The sequence below is a fragment of the Arthrobacter sp. MYb214 genome (genome assembly GCF_002979865.1).
Taxonomy (GTDB): Bacteria; Actinomycetota; Actinomycetes; order Actinomycetales; family Micrococcaceae; genus Glutamicibacter.
In genome coordinates this window covers 471,701-489,185 of the sequence record NZ_PCPZ01000001.1, presented here as the reverse complement: position 1 = coordinate 489,185, position 17,485 = coordinate 471,701, and the positions used below count along the sequence as shown (strand labels likewise).

The window sequence follows — 17,485 nt, the reverse complement described above, 5'->3', positions numbered from 1 at the left end:
GAACCCATGAACTACTTGATCCAGCAGGCCTCCATCCTCGGCGGCGAACCGGTCGACGTGCTGATTGCCGACGGCAAGATCGCCCAGCTGGGCAGCATTGCTGCCGCCGGTGATGCCCAGGTCATCGACGCGCGGAATCTCGTGCTCCTGCCCGGGCTCGTCGACACCCACACGCACCTGCGCGAACCAGGCCGCGAAGACGCCGAAACCGTGGAAACCGGTTCGCAGGCAGCGGCCCGCGGCGGCTACACCGCCGTGCACGCCATGGCCAACTCCACCCCGGTAGCCGATACCGCCGGCGTCGTCGAGCAGGTCTACGAATTGGGCCGCAAGGCAGGCTGGGTGGATGTCCGCCCGGTCGGCGCGGTGACCGTCGGGTTGGCCGGCAAGCAGCTGAGCGAAATCGGCGCAATGGCCGACTCCCGTGCCCAGGTGAAGATGTTCTCCGATGACGGCATCTGCGTCTGGGACCCGCTGCTGATGCGCCGCGCCCTGGAATACGTGAAGGCCTTTGACGGGGTCATCGCCCAGCACGCCCAGGAACCGCGCCTGACCGAAGGCGCCCAGATGAACGAGGGCGAAGTCTCCGCCATCCTGGGCATGCCCGGCTGGCCAGCGGTCGCCGAGGAATCGATCATCGCCCGCGATGTGCTCTTGGCCGAGCACGTCGGCGCCCGCCTGCACGTGTGCCACGTGTCCACGGCCGGCTCGGTGGAGATCATCCGCTGGGCCAAGGCCCGCGGCATCCAGGTCACCGCGGAGGTCACCCCGCACCACCTGCTGCTCACCGATGAGAAGGTCCGCACCTACGACCCGGTCTTCAAGGTCAACCCGCCGCTGCGCCGCGAAGAAGACGTGATGGCGCTGCGCGCGGGCGTTGCCGACGGCACCATCGACGTGATCGGCACCGACCACGCCCCGCACCCCTCCGAGGCCAAGGACTGCGAGTGGGGCGCGGCCGCCATGGGCATGACCGGCCTGGAGACCGCGCTGTCCATCGTGCAGCACACGCTGGTGGACACCGGGCTGATGGGCTGGGCGGGCGTGGCCCGCATTACCTCGCAGGTGCCCGCGCAGATCGGCCGCGTTGCCGACCAGGGCCGACCGATCGCCATCGGCGAGCCTGCCAACCTGGTGCTGGTCGATCCGGCAGCCCGCTGGATCGTCGACCCGGCCGCCATGGCCACCAAGGGGCGCAACTCGCCGTTCGCCGGCATGGAGCTGCCAGGATCGGTGCGCGCCACCTTCTTCCACGGCCATGCCACCGTGCTCGATGGCCAGCTGGCTACCCCGAGGACGGCCAATGCCTGAGGGAGCCCTGACCCCGTTGATCTGGACGATTGTCGCGATCGTCGCAGGCGTGGGCCTGATCCTTTTCGGCTGGCGGAACCTCAAGGCCCGGCAGTCAGCGATTCCCGAGCCCTTCGAGGACTTCGCCGATGAGGTGGAGCACCATTTCGCAGGCATGTACGTGGTCACCACCCGGTTCGACGACTGGCTGGCCCGCATCGCGGTCCATGAGCTCGGGGTGCGCACCAACGCCACCTTGGAACTGGGACGCGAAGGGCTGCACCTGATCCGTTCCGGAGCGCGCGACGTGCACATCCCGTGGGAGCACTACGAGGACGTGAAGCGCAGCAACGGGATGATCGGCAAGGTCGTGGAGAAGAACGGCCTGATCGTCATCACCTGGAACAAGGACGGCTTCACCTTCGACACCGGATTCCGTCCCCGCTACCACGAGGACACCCCAAAGATCTATCAGTTGCTGGCGTCGCACAACGACGTAAGCCGAGCAGGAGACAAATAAGTGAATTCCCTGAGCAACCTACCAGCCGTGTTGGTACTTGAAGATGGCCGCATCTTCCGCGGGCGCAGCTATGGCGCCGTGGGCACCACCCTGGGTGAAGCAGTGTTCACCACCGGCATGACCGGCTACCAGGAAACCCTGACTGACCCGTCCTACGCGCACCAGATCATCGTGCAGACCTTCCCGCACATCGGCAACACCGGCGTGAACTCGCAAGATCCGGAATCCACCCGCATGTGGGCTGCCGGCTACGTGGTGCGCGACGCCGCCCGCCGGCCAAGCAACTGGCGCAGCGAGCGCACCCTTGATGCAGATCTGGTCGAGTACGGCATCGTGGGCATCCAGGGCGTGGACACCCGCGCGCTGACCCGCCACCTGCGCGACGCCGGCGCGATGAAGTCCGGCATCTTCTCCGGCGATGACGCCGCGAAGACCGACGCCGAGCTGGTGGCCCTGGTCAAGGCGCAGCCGTCGATGGCCGGCCGCAACATCTCCGCCGAGGTTTCGGTGGACGCCGCCTACATCGTCGAGCCAGCGGACCACGGCTACGATGGCGAGGCCAAGCACACCGTGGCCGCGATCGACCTGGGCATGAAGTCGATGACCCCGCACCGCCTGGCCGAGCGCGGCCTGCGCGTGCACGTGCTGCCGTACAACGCCACCCTGGAAGATATCAAGGCCACCGGCGCTAACGGCGTGTTCTTCTCCAACGGCCCCGGCGACCCTGCCACCGCCACCGCCCAGGTGGAACTAGTCCGTTCGGTGCTCGATGCCGGCATCCCGTACTTCGGCATCTGCTTCGGCAACCAGATCCTGGGCCGCGCGCTGGGCTTCGACACCTACAAGCTGCGCTTCGGCCACCGCGGAATCAACCAGCCGGTGATGGACAAGGCCACCGGCCGCGTGGAAATCACCAGCCAGAACCACGGCTTCGCCGTCGACGCGCCCATCGAGGGCGCCGTCACCGCTCCGGTCGAACGCTTCGGCAAGGTCGAAGTCTCGCACTATTCGCTGAACGACCACGTGGTCGAAGGCCTGAGCTGCCTGGACATCCCGGCCTTCTCCGTGCAGTACCACCCAGAGGCAGCATCCGGCCCCCACGATGCCGCCTACCTCTTTGACCGCTTCATGACCGCGTTGGATTCCGCCGCAGAAAAGGACAGCAAGTAATGCCTAAGCGCACCGATCTGAAATCAGTTCTCGTTATCGGTTCGGGTCCGATCGTCATCGGCCAGGCCGCTGAGTTCGACTACTCCGGCACCCAGGCACTGCGTGTGCTCAAGGAGGAAGGCCTGCGGGTCATCCTGGTCAACTCCAACCCGGCCACCATCATGACCGACCCGGAATTCGCCGACGCCACCTACGTGGAGCCGATCACCCCCGAGGTCGTCGAGAAAATCATCGCCAAGGAACGCCCGGATGCGATCCTGCCGACCCTGGGCGGCCAGACCGCGCTGAACACCGCCATCGCCCTGGACAAGTCCGGTGCCTTGGAGAAGTACGACGTCGAGCTGATCGGCGCGAACATCGAAGCCATCGAGCTGGGCGAGGACCGCGAGAAGTTCAAGGGCGTCGTGGAGCGCTGCGGCGCCGAATCGGCCCGCTCGGTCATCGTGCACACCCTGGACGAGGCCTTTGCCGCCGTCGAGGAGCTGAACTACCCGGTAGTCGTGCGCCCGTCGTTCACCATGGGCGGCTTGGGTTCGGGCATGGCCTACAACCCGGAGGACCTGCGCCGCATCGCGGGCGCCGGCCTGCAGTACTCGCCAACCACCGAGGTGCTCCTTGAGGAGTCCATCCTGGGCTGGAAGGAATACGAGCTGGAGATGATGCGCGACAAGAACGACAACGTCGTGGTCGTTTGCTCCATCGAGAACTTCGATCCGGTCGGCGTGCACACCGGCGACTCGATCACCGTCGCCCCGGCCATGACCCTGACCGACCGCGAATACCAGAAGCTGCGCGACATCTCGATCGCGGTCATCCGCGAAGTCGGCGTGGACACCGGCGGCTGCAACATCCAGTTCGCCATCGAGCCTGACACCGGCCGCGTCGTGGTCATCGAGATGAACCCGCGCGTCTCGCGCTCCTCGGCACTGGCTTCCAAGGCCACCGGCTTCGCGATCGCGAAGATCGCCACCAAGCTGGCCGTGGGCTACACCCTGGATGAGATCCCGAACGACATCACCCAGAAGACCCCGGCTTCCTTCGAACCGGCCCTGGACTACGTGGTCGTGAAGGTCCCGCGCTTCGCCTTCGAGAAGTTCCCGGCAGCGGACAAGACCCTGACCACCACCATGAAGTCGGTCGGCGAAGCGATGGCCCTGGGCCGCAACTTCACCGAAGCGCTGCAAAAGGCGCTGCGCTCCCTGGAGCAGAAGGGCTCCGAGCTGTCCTTCGAGCCGATCCCGGAATCCGAGCACGAGGCCGTGCTGGCCTCGATCGTCAAGGGTTCGACCGAGCGCCTGTCGCTGGTCCAGCGCCTGCTGTTCTCCGGCGTGTCCCTCGAGAAGCTGTTCGAGACCACTGCGATCGACCCTTGGTACCTGGACCAGCTGCAGCTGATCAACGAGGTCGCGCAGCTGGTGGCCGCGAACAAGCACCTGCCGGAGCACGTGCTGCGCGAAGCCAAGCGCCACGGCTTCTCCGATGTCCAGCTCGCCCAGCTCACCGGCAAGGCCGAATCGGTCATCCGCGGCATCCGCCATGCCCTGGGCGTGCGCCCGGTCTACAAGACCGTGGACACCTGCGCCGCCGAATTCGAGGCCTTCACCCCGTACATGTACTCCTCGTACGACGAAGAGACCGAGCTGGCGCGCCACGAGAAGAAGTCGGTCATCATCCTGGGCTCGGGCCCGAACCGCATCGGCCAGGGCATCGAGTTCGACTACTCCTGCGTCCACGCGGTGATGGCGCTGCGCGCCGAGGGCTACGAGACCGTCATGGTCAACTGCAACCCCGAGACCGTCTCCACCGATTACGACATCTCCGACCGCCTCTACTTCGAGCCGCTGACCTTGGAAGATGTCCTGGAGGTCATCCACGCTGAAGAGGAAACCGGCGGCGTGCTGGGCGTGTTCGTCCAGCTTGGCGGCCAGACTCCGCTGAAGCTCGCCGCCGAGCTGAAGGCTGCCGGCGTGCCGATCCTGGGCACCTCGCCCGAGGCCATCGACCTGGCCGAGCACCGCGGCGCCTTCCAGCAGGTACTGGATAACGCCGGGCTGGTAGCGCCGAAGAACGGCACCGCGGTGTCCTTCGCCGATGCCAAGACCATCGCCGACTCCATCGGCTACCCGGTACTGGTTCGCCCTTCCTACGTGCTGGGCGGACGCGGCATGGAGATCGTGTACGACGAGGCCAACCTCGAGCGCTACATCACCAACGCGACCGAAATCACCGTGGACCACCCGGTACTGGTGGACCGCTTCCTGGAAGACGCCATCGAGATCGATGTCGACGCCCTGTTCGACGGCACCGACCTGTACGTCGGCGGCATCATGGAGCACATCGAGGAAGCCGGCATCCACTCCGGGGACTCGGCCTGCACCCTGCCTCCGATCACCCTGGGCGCCGACGTGCGCGACCGCGTTGCCGCGGCAACCCGTGCGATCGCCGAAGGCGTGGGCGTGCGTGGCCTGATCAACATCCAGTTCGCCCTGGCCAGCGACATCCTGTACGTGATCGAAGCGAATCCGCGTGCATCGCGCACCGTGCCATTCACCTCGAAGGCTACCGGCGTGCAGCTGTCCAAGGTCGCCGCATTGATCGGCGTGGGCCGTACCCTGGCCGAAATGCGCGGCAGCTACCTGCCAGCATCCGGCGATGGCGCGCACCTGCCTGAATCGGCGGCGATCGCCGTCAAGGAAGCAGTCATGCCGTTCGCCCGCTTCCGCACCCCGGAGGGCAAGGTCGTCGACTCGCTGCTCGGCCCAGAAATGCGTTCCACCGGCGAAGTCATGGGCATCGACAAGTACTTCGACACCGCTTTCGCCAAGTCGCAGGCCGCAGCGAACAACCCGCTGCCAACCGGCGGCAAGGTCTTCGTCTCGGTCACCAACCGCGACAAGCGCTCGATCGTCCTGCCGGTCAAGCACCTTGCTGACCAGGGCTTCGAGATCATCTCCACCGGCGGCACCGCGGAAGTGCTGCGCCGCAACGGCATCCCGACCCAGGTGGTCGGCAAGCTGCACGAAGGCGGGGAGTCCATTGTCGATTTGATCGTAGCCGGCCAGATCGGCCTGATCCTGAACACCCCGTCGGGCTCGGATGCACGTGGCGATGGCTACGAAATCCGCGCCGCCGCGACGTCTGTCGGCACCCCGGTCATCACCACCGTGGCGGAGTTCAACGCTTCGGTCCAGGCGATCGATGCCCTGCGCGAGTACGAGTGGGATGTCACCAGCTTGCAGGTGCACGACGCCAACCTGAACGCAGCGCGCAATGCCTGAGCCGATCCCATTCGGTCAGCGGCTTCGTTCAGCTATGCAGGCTTCCGGCCCGCTGTGCGTGGGGATCGATCCCCACCCGGTGCTGCTGGAAGCCTGGGGGCTGGAGAATACGGCCGAGGGCGTGCGATCTTTCTCACTGACCGTCGTGGAAGCGATGGCCGGTGCGGCGGCAATCCTCAAGCCCCAGGTGGCTCTGTACGAGCGTTTCGGGTCCAAGGGATTTGCCGCGTTGGAAGAAACCTTGAGTGCTGCGAAGTCCGCTGGACTGCTCACGCTGGCCGACGCCAAGCGCGGGGATATCGGTTCGACCATGGCAGCGTATGCGACCGCATGGCTCGATGATGCTTCTCCGCTGGCTGCAGATGCTGTGACTTTGAGCCCGTACCTGGGTTATGAATCGCTGCGTCCGGCATTGGATTTGGCTGCTGGAACCGGCAGGGGAGTGTTCGTTCTCGGACTGACTTCCAACCCCGAGGGGCCATCGGTACAGCACGTAGGCGGGGAAAACTCGGTTGCTAAATCAATTATTGACCAAGTCACTGCGGATAATGCATACGCAGGAGATTTAGGACATGTCGGGCTGGTTGTCGGTGCGACCATCGGGGATGCACCGTCCAAGCTCGGAATCGATCTGGCAGCTTCCAAGGCTCCGCTGCTCACACCAGGGCTCGGCGCCCAGGGTGCCACGGCAGCGGATATTGCCAAGTCATTCGCCTCAAGCTACGGCCAGGTACTGGGCACGAGCAGCAGGGACATCCTCAAAGAGGGGCCGAGTAAGGCCGCTCTCAGGGAAAAAGCCCTGCGGGTTAGGGACGAATTGCTGGCAGCTCGCTAGCAAAAAATTCGAATAAGTGACATAGGCGCGTTGTGGCTATTAGAGTTTCTAGTAGCCACAACGCGTTTAGTCTTGCAAAAGCAGCGTTAGCTCGCTATGTTTCTCAACATAAGCCTTAGTCCACTACAACTGAAGGATGGCTGAACGATGGTACTGCGAGAACTCTCTGACGAAGATCGTATCCGCGCCCGCGCCAAGGCACTCGCCGCACGCACTCGTCGTGCAGAAATCAAGGCCGAGTTCAGTGCCGGCAAAATTTCCATCACCGAGGTACTAGACTTGGTATACGAAGATGAAGCCGTGGGACGCATGCGTGTCATGGACCTTCTGGAATCGGTACCGGGCGTAGGTGAAGTACGCGCGGCAAATTTGCTGGAGCGACTTGGCATTTCCCCTTCCCGCCGTCTGCGCGGACTGGGACGCAAGCAGCGCACCGCAATCACCGAGCACTTCAAGCAAAGCCCGCCAAAAACGAAAGTGTAGTCAATGACCGCTGCGTCGGTAACTGTTCTAGCCGGCCCCACGGCAGTAGGCAAGGGCACCGTCTCTACCTACATCCGCGATAACTATCCAGATGTCTGGCTTTCGGTGTCCGCAACGACCCGCAACGCCCGGCCAGGGGAGCAGGATGGAGTCCACTACTTCTTCGTGGGCCCCGAACGTTTCCAATCCCTGGTCGAGGAAGGCCAGATGCTGGAATGGGCTGTTGTCCATGGCCAGAACAGCTACGGCACGATTCGATCGACGGTTGAAGATGCAGTGGCAGATGGCAAGAAGGTTCTGCTGGAAATCGATCTGCAAGGTGCGAGGCAGGTCAAGGAGTCGATGCCCGAGGCAAAATTCGTCTTCTTGGCACCGCCATCATGGGAGGAATTGGTGCGCCGCCTTGTGGGACGCGGCACTGAAACGGCCGAGGAACAGCAGCGCCGCCTAGAAACCGCTAAACTAGAACTTGCAGCGGAATCTGAATTCGACGTGACCATCGTCAACGACGATGTCGCACGTGCCGCCGAAGAGCTTGTAGCCCTCATGGGGCTAAAGAACGACAAATAGGGAGTCCTGTGTCCAACCCAGAGGGAATCATTAACCCATCGATCGACTCGTTGCTTGAGACCAACGACTCGAAGTACGCCATTGTGCTGAACTCGGCCAAGCGTGCACGCCAGATCAACGCCTACTACGCGCAGCTGAACGAAGGCCTGTTCGAGTACGTAGGCCCACTGGTGGAAACCAAGCTGAACGAGAAGCCGCTGACCATCGCCTTGCGCGAGCTGGACGATAACCTGCTGAAGGTAACCGCAGCCGAGGTCATCGAAGACTAATCGAAAAGTCGGCGCCCCTGAGCGGGCGCCTTCTTTTTCGTTAAGCTCCTTTTTCTCCCGCACCCACCTCATTGCCGCACCGAATCCTCGAGGAAGTACTTCGTGAAGCGAATTGTCCTAGGCGTTTCCGCTGGTATCGCCGCCTACAAGTCCGTACTCCTGCTGCGCTTGCTGCGCGAAGCCGGGCACCACGTCGACGTGATCCCCACCCGGAACGTCGCCAACTTCGTGGGCAACGCCACCTGGGAGGCCTTGTCCGGAAATCCTGTCACCTCGAACGTCTTCGACGCGGTGGATTCGGTCAATCACGTGCGCCTGGGCCAGCAGGCCGATCTGGTGATGGTCGTGCCGGCCACCGCGGACGTCTTAGCCAAGGCCGCTGCGGGATTGGCTGACGACCTGCTCACCGGAACCCTGCTGGCCACGCGGGCGCCGGTAGTGATGGCCCCGGCCATGCACACCGAAATGTGGCAGCATCCGGCCACTGCCGCGAATGTGCAAACCCTGCGGGATCGCGGCGTGCGGGTGATCGAACCCGCCTCCGGGCGGCTGACCGGCAAGGACTCGGGGCCGGGCCGGCTTCCAGAACCCGATGAAATTTTCGCCGCAATCCAGGACCTGCTCGCCGAACCGGTGCTGGCCGGAGCCAAGGTACTGATCACCGCCGGCGGCACCCGTGAACCGCTGGACCCGGTGCGCTTCCTGGGTAACCGCTCCTCGGGCCGCCAGGGTGTCGCGCTGGCACAGGCCGCCCGAGATGCCGGGGCCGAGGTCACGCTGATCGCCACCCATCTGGAAGTGCCCGCGCCGCATGGCGTACGGCTGGTGCACGCCTCCAGCGCACTGGAGCTGCGCGAGGCGGTCTTCGACTGCGCCGAGGGCCAAGACGTGCTGATCATGAATGCCGCGGTCGCCGATTTCCGCCCGGCAAGAATCGAGAACTCGAAGATCAAGAAGCGCGATGAGCATTCGGCTCCGGTCATCGAACTGGTGCGCAACCCGGACATCCTCGCCGAGCTGGTCGCCGCGCGCGGACAGAATCCGCAACTGCCGCCGTTCATTGTCGGTTTTGCCGCCGAGACCGGCGATGAGCAGGGGACCGTGCTGGAGTACGGCCAGGCCAAGCTGAACCGCAAGGGCTGCGAAATGCTCGTGGTCAACGAGGTGGGCGCATCCCTGACCTTCGGGCAGGAAACCAATAGCATCCAGGTTCTTTTCGCCGATGGCGCCGACTCGGTGCAGGCTTCGGGCAGCAAGCTCGAGGTGGCCCGCGTGGTCATCGAACAGATTTCGAATGCAACAAAAAGTCATGCAGCTGTAACAAAGTGAGTGGCGCCATACGGTGCTTGTTCACGAAACGTACCAGATCTGCTTACCGGTCCCAGAGACCAGATAGAGTTATACGGTGACTTCAACAACCCCTGAACTTCGTCTTTTCACCTCGGAATCCGTGACCGAGGGCCACCCGGACAAGATTTGCGACCAGATTTCCGACGCGATCCTCGACGCCATGCTGGCGCAGGATCCGGACTCGAAGGTCGCCGTCGAGACCCTGACCACCACCGGGCTGGTGCACGTTGCCGGCGAGGTGACCACCAATGGCTACGTGGAGATCCCGGAGATCGTCCGCAAGACCATCCTGGATATCGGCTACGACTCCTCGGCCAACGGCTTCGACGGTGCGCGCTGCGGCGTGTCCGTGTCGATCGGCCAGCAGTCCCAGGAGATCCACGACGGCGTCTTCAACTCGCTGGAGTCGCGCGAAGGCACGGCCAAGGATCCCCGCGACATGCAGGGTGCCGGCGACCAGGGCCTGATGTTCGGCTACGCCTCGGATGAGACCGACTCGCTGATGCCGACCCCGATTTTCCTGGCGCACCGCCTGTCCGAGCGCCTGACCCAGGTCCGCAAGAACGGCCGCATGCCGCTGCTGCGCCCGGATGGCAAGACCCAGGTCACCATTGGCTACGACGGCGACAAGCCGGTCTCCGTGGACACCGTGGTTGTCTCCAGCCAGCACGCCGCCGAATACGAGCTGGCGACCCTGAAGGCCGACCTGCATGAAGAGGTTGTGACCCCGATCCTGGAGCGTTCGGGCCTGGACATCTCGAACACCAAGATCATCCTGAACCCATCGGGCCCGTTCATCATCGGCGGCCCGGTCGGCGATGCCGGGCTGACCGGCCGCAAGATCATCGTGGACACCTACGGCGGCTTCGCCCGCCACGGCGGAGGCGCCTTCTCGGGCAAGGACCCTTCGAAGGTCGACCGCTCGGCTGCCTACGCGATGCGCTGGGTGGCCAAGAACGTGGTCGCCGCCGGCCTGGCACGCCGTGCCGAGGTCCAGGTGGCCTACGCGATCGGCGTGGCCCGTCCGGTGGGCCTGTATGTGGAGACCTTCGGCACCGAAACCGTTGATCCGGCCAAGATCACCAAGGCCATCAACGAGGTATTCGACCTGCGCCCGCTGGGCATCATCGAAGACCTGGACTTGAAGCGCCCGATCTACCGCAAGACCGCTGCCCACGGCCACTTCGGCCGCGAGGACAACGACTTCACCTGGGAGAAGCTGGACCGCGTCGAGGCCCTGCGCAGCTGGTTCAACGCCTAGGACCTGAGCGTGCAGCAAGACGCCCTCATCTCAGCACCCGAGCCGGCCCGCCTCAAGCGGGTTGCCCGGGTGCTGATTGATTCTTCCGTCCCGCACCTGGACCGCTTCTTCGATTACGAGATTCCTCCCTCGATGGCCCAGGATGCCGTGGCGGGGGTGCGCGTGAAGGTGCCCTTCGGGCCGCAGCTGCTCTCCGGATTCATCGTCGCGGTGCTCGAGGACCACGCCCCGGAGATGAAACTGCGGCCGCTGGCCAAGCTGGTCAGCACCCAGGTGGCGCTGTACCCGGAAATCGTGGCCGCCGCGCAGGAGATCGCGACCCGCTATGCCGGAACCCTGTGGGATGTGGTGCGTCTTGCGGTGCCCGCCCGCGCGGCCAAGGTCGAAAAAGAGGAATTGGCCACCGTCGCGCCGTTGCTGCCCGACGCCCCGAACCAGCTCTCCCGCTACGAGCACGGCGCCCAAGCGCTTGACGCCTGGGGAAGCGGCGAAACCCTGCGCGCCGTTGCCACCTGGGTGCCGAATTTCCACGGTGCCTGGCCAGGGTTCTTGATGGATGCGGCCCGTCCGGTGCTTGAGCGCGGCAAGCGCGTGCTGCTGATCGTGCCCGACGCGCGCGACCTGCGGCTGCTGGGTGGCTATCTCGATGAGCACTTCGGCGCCGAATCCTATGCGCGGCTGCAGGCCGACGACGGGCCGACTCCGCGCTACCGCAACTTCCTGCGTGCCATCGGAGGGCATGTGCAGATCGTCATCGGCACCCGTTCGGCGGCGCTATGCCACGTGCCCGGGCTGGAACTGATGATCGTGTGGCAGGACGCGGACCAATCGCACCGCGAACAGCGCGCACCCTACCAGCACAGCCGCGAGGTGGCGTTGCTGCGCAGCCAGCAAGCAGGCATCTCCCTGCTGATCGCATCGCCATCGCGCTCGGTCGAAGCCCAGCGCCTGGTGGCGACCGGCTGGGCCACCGAACTGAAGGTTCCCCGCGACCTGTTGCGTGCGCAAACCGCCCGCATTGTGGCCACCACAAACGATTTCGAGCTCGAGCGCGACCCGGTGCTCGCCCGGGCCCGCATCCCTTCGCTGGCCTGGCGGGAAGCTACCAGGGCGCTGGAATCCGGCCCGGTGCTGGTGCAAGTGGCGCGCACCGGGTTTATGCCGGCGCTGGCCTGCCAGGACTGCCGGACCCCGGCGCGCTGCACTGCCTGCCAAGGCCCGCTGCACATCGCCGGCAAAGGCTCGCATGTGGCTTGCCGCTGGTGCGGCGAGCAGTACCACGACTACCGGTGCGTGCACTGCGCCTCACCGAGGATCCGGGCCGCCAGCATCGGCGCCGACCGCACCGCCGAAGAACTCGGGCTGGCCTTCCCTAAGGTCAGCGTTATTTCTTCCACCGGAGCAAAACCCGTGGACAAGATTCCCGGCAAACCGGCGCTGGTGGTCGCTACGCCAGGGGTCGAACCATTTGCCGAATCCGGCTACGCCGCGGTGCTGCTGCTCGATGCCGACAAGATGATGACCCACGATTCGCTGCGCAACCCCGAAGAAGTCATCTCCCGCTGGTTCACCGCTGCTTCCATGGCGCGTGCCGACGGGGTAGTGGTGCTCACCGGCAATCCGAGCCCCGCCGGGGCCGCGCTGGTGCGCTATGACCCGGCGAGCTTTGCCGAACGCGAATTGGCCGAGCGCCGCGAGGTGGGGTTGCCTCCGGCAGTGCGCAGCGCAGTGATTTCGGGCCTGGGCGCCGAACGGCTGGTCGCGAACCTGGATCCGCAGACCCGGCAGTGCGTGCAAATCCACGGCCCGACGGTGATAGACGGGCCCCCGGCCCAGCACCGCTACGTGCTCTTCTTCTCCTACTCCGACGGGCCGGCGGTGACCATGGCCCTGCGCCAGCTGCGCGCGAGCATGTCCGCGGCCAAGGACCCGGTCGTGAATATCGCTATCGACCCGGACGACGCGCTCTAGGAGCCCGCCGCGGGATCCTCGGCCTGGCCGGTTGCCAGCAGCTGCAGGAAGCCATCGATGGCGGCGGCGGTTTCGGGAGCCTTCTCGTAGTGGATCAGATGCCCGACGTTCTCGAGCATGACCAGTTGGGCGTTGGCGAAGCTGGCCCGCAGCGCCTCCTGCGTCTGCGCGGTGCCCAGTTCGTCTTGCAGGCCGCCGACCATCAGCGTCGGCAAGCTCAGCGCAGGGGAGTAGTCCCCGACCGTTGCGCTGACCGAGGCGCGGTACGACTGGGCCAAGGTGGCCCGCGAGTGGAAGCCGCCGAAGTAGGCGCGGTGCTGCTCGCGCACGTAGCGGCGGATTTCCGGGTCCCTGCTCTTGGTCATCACCAGGCTCATGGCATCGCTGAACAGCTTGGAACGCAGCAGCGGTTCGCCGATGCGGGCCGGAAGCTTGGCGCACACCTCGTAGTAGCCGCTGGTGAGCTTGGCCAGCAGCGCCTGGTCGGACTCCAACGCCGGCTCGGAGATCGGGTTGAGCAATACCAGCGAGGCAAAGCCGCGGACGGTGGCCAGCTTGGCGGCCACGATCGAGCCGAAGGAATGCCCCAGCAGGTGCACGGAGGATTCCAGCTGCAGCTCTTCGGCCAGCTGATTGAGCACCGCAGCGTACCCCTCGACGTCATGGGGCAGATCCGCCATCGAGGTCGAAGTGCCAAAGCCGGGAAGATCGGGAACGATCACCGTGTAGTGCTCCAGGTGCGAGACGATGCGCGCCAGCCCGTGGTGGTCTCCGCGGAAACCATGCACGGCGTAGATCACCCCGCGGGAGGGCTGCTGGGCCGGGTGGGTGTAGACCCGGATTTCTGCACCGTTCAAATGATGGGTGGTCACTAGCTGCTGTCGTGGGGCCATGGCTTTAACCCTACCCGTCCAGCAGCGCCAGGGCGGTGCCTTCGTCGATCACCAGATCGGTGATCAGCCCGCCTTTGAGCGCACCGCGCACGGCCTGGAGCTTGCCGCGGCCGGCGACCACGCAGAAACGGGTCGGCACCTTGCGAAGGGCATCGAGGTTCGGGCCGGTGGAGCGGGCATTAAGCGAAATGTTCGAGCTGTTCCCGTCCTTGTCGAAGAACACCGTGGCCACGTCGCCGACCACGCCGATCTCGTTGAGCTCTTGGGTTTCCGCCTTGGTCAGGTAGCCGCCGCGGTAGACCTGCGAAGCCACGGCGGAGCCGGCCGAGCCCAGGGAGAATACCGCGAGACTCATCTCCTTCTGCACCTGCAGTACCCGGCGGATCGATGTTTCCTTCCACATTGCGTCGCGGGTGGAGGCCCGGTCGAAGAAGGCCGGGACCGGGAACTGCTCGGTGCGGGCGGTGAAGGCTTGGCCGAAACGCGTGAGGATGTCGCTGGCATAGCGCACGCCGCTGGTCACCGGATTAGCCGCTCCATTGAGCTGCACGATCTTCGTGTCATGGGTCGGGTGGGAGCCCAGCGCCGTGGACACCGACTGCATGGTCGATCCCCAGGCAACACCCACCGTCATCGAGGAGGAAACCATGCCGCCGAGCAGGTAGGCCGCGTGCGCAGAGACCCGGGCCAGCAGCTCGGAGTCATCCATGTTGCCATCGGTGGGTACGACGTTGAAGCTGATCCCGTAGTGCTCGGAGAGCTGGTTTCCCAGCAGCGCCGACATGTTGGCGCTGGGGGAGATGCTGATCGAAACCATGCCGGTGCGCTTGGCGTGGGTGAGTAACCGGGAGACCGTGGACCGCGAGGTGCCCAGCTCCTTGGCGATCACTTCCATCTTCATATCCTGAAGGTAATACAGCTGGGCGGCGCGCAGCGCATCCTTCGCCTTGGGGGTGCTGTGCACAGATGTGCCAGTCGTTGCCCGCTTGTAGGTGCCCCCGGACGAGGATTTCATCATGATTCAGACCACTTCTGCACGTTTGTGCATTTTGTTTGACCGCTTTGCCGTTCAGTAACAAGACTAGCTTCAGACTCATTCAATATTTACATAAGGGGCACAAATCGTGATTCGGGAACAGCTAGCCAAACTGCGCGAACGTCCGCAGGCGCAGGTTCTGGTTGTTGGCGGTGGCATCAACGGCGTAGCGACCTTCCGCTACCTGGCCATGCAGGGGATTGATGTAGCCCTGATCGAGCGCGGCGATTACTGCCAGGGCGCTTCGGGTGCCAGCTCGCACATGATCCATGGCGGAATCCGCTATCTGGAGAACGGCGAGTTCCGCCTGGTTCACGAGTCGGTGCAGGAGCGCAACTCGCTGCTGGAGATCGCTCCGCACTACGTGAAGCCGCTGCAGACCACCATTCCCATCTTCTCCACCTTCTCCGGCATCCTCAGCGCACCGATGCGCTTCCTGTCCCACAAGTCGGGCAAGCCAACCGAACGCGGGGCGGCGCTGATCAAGGCCGGGTTGATCATGTACGACGTGTTCGCAGGGATCGGCGGACGCAACACCCCTTGGCATAACTTCAAGGCCGGCAAGGCTGCCCGCCAGGATCTGCCAGCACTGCGCGATGACGTCAAGTACACCGCCACCTATTTCGACGCCTCGGTGCACAACCCCGAGCGGCTGACCCTGGATGTGCTGCGTGAAGGCCTGAACGCCAACGACGAGGCCCGCGCCAGCAACTACGTTGAGCTGGCCGGCGTCGACGGCGGCACCGCGAAGCTGCGCGATATGCTCTCCGGCGAAGAATTCGACTTCGACGCCGATGTCATCATCAACGCCACCGGCGCGTGGGTGGATCTGACCAACAAGGACCTGGGCCGCGATACCAAGTGGACCGGCGGCACCAAGGGTTCGCACATCGTGCTGGATCACCCGGAACTGCTCGCCGCTACCGGAGGCCGCGAAATCTTCTTCGAGCATGAAGACGGCCGAATCGTGCTCATCTACCCGATGCTCGGCCGCGTGCTGGTCGGCACCACCGACCTCGAGCACGACATGAACGAGCCAGCGGTATGCACCGACGAGGAAGTCGACTACTTCTTCGAGCTGGTCCACCATGTCTTCCCGGGCATCAAGGCCACCAGGGAACAGATCGTCTACAAGTTCTCCGGCGTGCGCCCCCTGCCCAGCCATGACGACACCGCGCCAGGCTTCGTATCCCGCGATTACCAGATCAAGGAAACCCGCCTGACCGACGCGACCACCATGCTCTCGCTGATCGGCGGCAAGTGGACCACCTTCCGCGCACTGAGCGAGAACCTCGGCGGCAAGGCCCTGGAATTCCTCGGCGCCCGTGAAGTGAAGTCCACCGCCGGCGTAGCCATCGGTGGCGGAAAGAACTTCCCGGCCAACGAGGGCGAACTCGCCGCTTGGTATGCCGCGCGCGAGTCCAAGGCCGGCCGCGAACGCTTGCGCGTGCTGCTCGAGCGCTATGGCACCGGAGCCGATGCCCTGCTGGAAATCATCGGCGGCAACGAAACCATGCTGGAGCACACCAACGAGCTGTCCTGCCAGGAGTTGGCCTACATGGCGAACCAAGAGCAGGTGGGCCGGTTGATCGATGTCTTCATCCGCCGCACCAACCTGGCCTTCCGCGGCCTGGTCACGAAGGATTTGGTAATCGAGGCAGCTAATTGCCTTGCAGAGCCGATGGGTTGGGACCAGTCCCAGACCCAAGCCGAGATCGACCATTCGCTCTCGGTACTCGCAGAAGCCCACGGAGTCACCCTGGTCTAACCTGCATCCAAGCCGGCGGCAAGGCGCCGCTGGCACTCGAAACCACTAAGAGGTCAACGTTGTCCACTCACGTGTTTCTCGCCGAATTAGCCGGCACTTTCATTCTCCTGCTGATGGGCGGCGGCGTCTGCGCGAACGTCGCCCTGAAAGGCACTCTCGGCAGCGCCGCGGGCTGGGTAGCCATCAGCTTCGGCTGGGGCCTGGGCGTCTATTGCGGCGTCTGGATAGCTGGGATCTCCGGAGCCCACCTGAACCCGGCAGTCACCCTGGGCCTGCTGGTCAACCCGGACGTTGCCGAGTACGCCCCCGGCGTCGCCAAGACCATGGCCAATACGCTGCTCTACTTCGCGGCGCAGTTCATTGGCGCCTTCCTGGGTGCCGTGGGCACCTGGCTGTCCTACAAGAAGCACCTGGATGATCCGCAGAACGCGGGCACGCAGCTGGGCGTCTTCGCCACCGGACCGGCCATCCGCTCCTACGGCTGGAACCTGGTCTCGGAAATCTTCGGCACCTTCGTCCTGGTGTTCGTGATCGCCGGACTGGGGCACACTCCTCACGAGCTTGGCCCTCTGGCTGTCGGCCTGCTGGTTGTTGCCATCGGTCTGTCCCTGGGTGGAGCCACCGGCTACGCCATCAACCCGTTCCGCGACCTCGGTCCACGAATTGCCCACGCAATCCTGCCGATCAAGGGCAAGGGCTCCTCCGACTGGTCTTACTCGTGGGTTCCGTTGGCTGGTCCAGCCATCGGCGGTATCCTTGGCGGACTTGCCGCCGCGCCAATGTTCTAGAAA

General features: G+C 64.6%; 14 protein-coding genes and 1 pseudogene. 13 read left to right on the top strand and 2 right to left on the bottom strand.

Annotated features, from left to right (window positions below):
- The first annotated feature begins 6 nt into the window (after positions 1–6).
- The 11 genes and pseudogenes from CQ012_RS02135 to CQ012_RS02085 all read left to right on the top strand — a co-directional run bounded on the left by CQ012_RS02135 (position 7) and on the right by CQ012_RS02085 (position 12,997).
- Positions 7–1,311, top strand: coding sequence for a dihydroorotase (locus tag CQ012_RS02135; protein WP_105661292.1), 1,305 nt, complete (start codon positions 7–9; stop codon positions 1,309–1,311).
- Complete coding sequence (locus CQ012_RS02130; RefSeq protein ID WP_105658305.1) at positions 1,304–1,810, top strand: PH-like domain-containing protein; 507 nt, start codon at positions 1,304–1,306, stop codon at positions 1,808–1,810. The genes CQ012_RS02135 and CQ012_RS02130 overlap by 8 nt, the downstream gene beginning before the upstream one ends.
- Positions 1,811–2,980 (top strand): glutamine-hydrolyzing carbamoyl-phosphate synthase small subunit, encoded by a 1,170-nt coding sequence (gene carA / locus CQ012_RS02125; protein WP_105658306.1) that lies wholly within the window; start codon positions 1,811–1,813, stop codon positions 2,978–2,980. It abuts the gene before it with no gap.
- Positions 2,980–6,258 (top strand): carbamoyl-phosphate synthase large subunit, encoded by a 3,279-nt coding sequence (gene carB, locus CQ012_RS02120; protein WP_105661291.1) that lies wholly within the window; start codon positions 2,980–2,982, stop codon positions 6,256–6,258. The genes carA and carB overlap by 1 nt, the downstream gene beginning before the upstream one ends.
- Entirely contained in the window at positions 6,251–7,093 is an 843-nt protein-coding gene (gene pyrF, locus CQ012_RS02115) for an orotidine-5'-phosphate decarboxylase (RefSeq protein ID WP_105658308.1), read from the top strand. Before carB ends, pyrF begins: the two co-directional genes overlap by 8 nt.
- Before the next feature lie 147 nt (positions 7,094–7,240).
- On the top strand, positions 7,241–7,576 hold the full coding sequence (mihF, locus tag CQ012_RS02110; protein ID WP_013349055.1) for an integration host factor, actinobacterial type: 336 nt from the start codon (positions 7,241–7,243) through the stop codon (positions 7,574–7,576).
- A 3-nt stretch (positions 7,577–7,579) separates the two neighbouring features.
- Entirely contained in the window at positions 7,580–8,146 is a 567-nt protein-coding gene (gene gmk / locus CQ012_RS02105) for a guanylate kinase (RefSeq protein WP_105658309.1), read from the top strand.
- Positions 8,147–8,154: 8 nt separating this feature from the next.
- Positions 8,155–8,415: a DNA-directed RNA polymerase subunit omega gene (gene rpoZ, locus CQ012_RS02100; RefSeq protein ID WP_286134300.1), complete on the top strand. Its 261-nt coding sequence runs from the start codon at positions 8,155–8,157 to the stop codon at positions 8,413–8,415.
- Between the two features lie 93 nt (positions 8,416–8,508).
- Positions 8,509–9,744 (top strand): annotated as a pseudogene (coaBC, locus tag CQ012_RS02095) (bifunctional phosphopantothenoylcysteine decarboxylase/phosphopantothenate--cysteine ligase CoaBC); the annotation flags it as partial.
- Between the two features lie 76 nt (positions 9,745–9,820).
- Positions 9,821–11,026, top strand: a complete 1,206-nt coding sequence (gene metK, locus CQ012_RS02090; protein WP_105658312.1) for a methionine adenosyltransferase — start codon at positions 9,821–9,823, stop codon at positions 11,024–11,026.
- A 9-nt stretch (positions 11,027–11,035) separates the two neighbouring features.
- Complete coding sequence (locus tag CQ012_RS02085; protein WP_105658313.1) at positions 11,036–12,997, top strand: primosomal protein N' family DNA-binding protein; 1,962 nt, start codon at positions 11,036–11,038, stop codon at positions 12,995–12,997.
- On the opposite strand, the gene CQ012_RS02080 is transcribed toward CQ012_RS02085, so the two are convergent.
- Entirely contained in the window at positions 12,994–13,890 is an 897-nt protein-coding gene (locus CQ012_RS02080) for an alpha/beta fold hydrolase (RefSeq protein ID WP_105658314.1), read from the bottom strand. The two genes, CQ012_RS02085 and CQ012_RS02080, sit on opposite strands and share 4 nt — an antisense overlap.
- 10 nt (positions 13,891–13,900) lie before the next feature.
- On the bottom strand, positions 13,901–14,908 hold the full coding sequence (locus CQ012_RS02075; RefSeq protein WP_105658315.1) for a sugar-binding transcriptional regulator: 1,008 nt from the start codon (positions 14,906–14,908) through the stop codon (positions 13,901–13,903).
- Positions 14,909–15,014: 106 nt separating this feature from the next.
- Here CQ012_RS02075 and CQ012_RS02070 point away from each other — a divergent pair, with 106 nt between their 5' ends.
- Both CQ012_RS02070 and CQ012_RS02065 read left to right on the top strand, forming a co-directional pair.
- Positions 15,015–16,694, top strand: coding sequence for a glycerol-3-phosphate dehydrogenase/oxidase (locus tag CQ012_RS02070; protein WP_105658316.1), 1,680 nt, complete (start codon positions 15,015–15,017; stop codon positions 16,692–16,694).
- Between the two features lie 59 nt (positions 16,695–16,753).
- A complete protein-coding gene (locus CQ012_RS02065) occupies positions 16,754–17,482 on the top strand; it encodes an MIP/aquaporin family protein (protein WP_105658317.1) in 729 nt (242 codons plus the stop codon).
- Positions 17,483–17,485 lie beyond the last annotated feature (3 nt).

Excerpts from the sequence above, each read along its gene's own strand:
- mihF (WP_013349055.1), top strand. The coding sequence starts at position 7,241 with ATGGTACTGCGAGAACTCTCTGACGAAGATCGTATCCGCGCCCGCGCC.
- CQ012_RS02075 (WP_105658315.1), bottom strand. The coding sequence starts at position 14,908 with ATGATGAAATCCTCGTCCGGGGGCACCTACAAGCGGGCAACGACTGGC.
- CQ012_RS02080 (WP_105658314.1), bottom strand. The coding sequence starts at position 13,890 with ATGGCCCCACGACAGCAGCTAGTGACCACCCATCATTTGAACGGTGCA.
- pyrF (WP_105658308.1), top strand. The coding sequence starts at position 6,251 with ATGCCTGAGCCGATCCCATTCGGTCAGCGGCTTCGTTCAGCTATGCAG.
- gmk (WP_105658309.1), top strand. The coding sequence starts at position 7,580 with ATGACCGCTGCGTCGGTAACTGTTCTAGCCGGCCCCACGGCAGTAGGC.
- carB (WP_105661291.1), top strand. The coding sequence starts at position 2,980 with ATGCCTAAGCGCACCGATCTGAAATCAGTTCTCGTTATCGGTTCGGGT.
- CQ012_RS02135 (WP_105661292.1), top strand. The coding sequence starts at position 7 with ATGAACTACTTGATCCAGCAGGCCTCCATCCTCGGCGGCGAACCGGTC.
- CQ012_RS02130 (WP_105658305.1), top strand. The coding sequence starts at position 1,304 with ATGCCTGAGGGAGCCCTGACCCCGTTGATCTGGACGATTGTCGCGATC.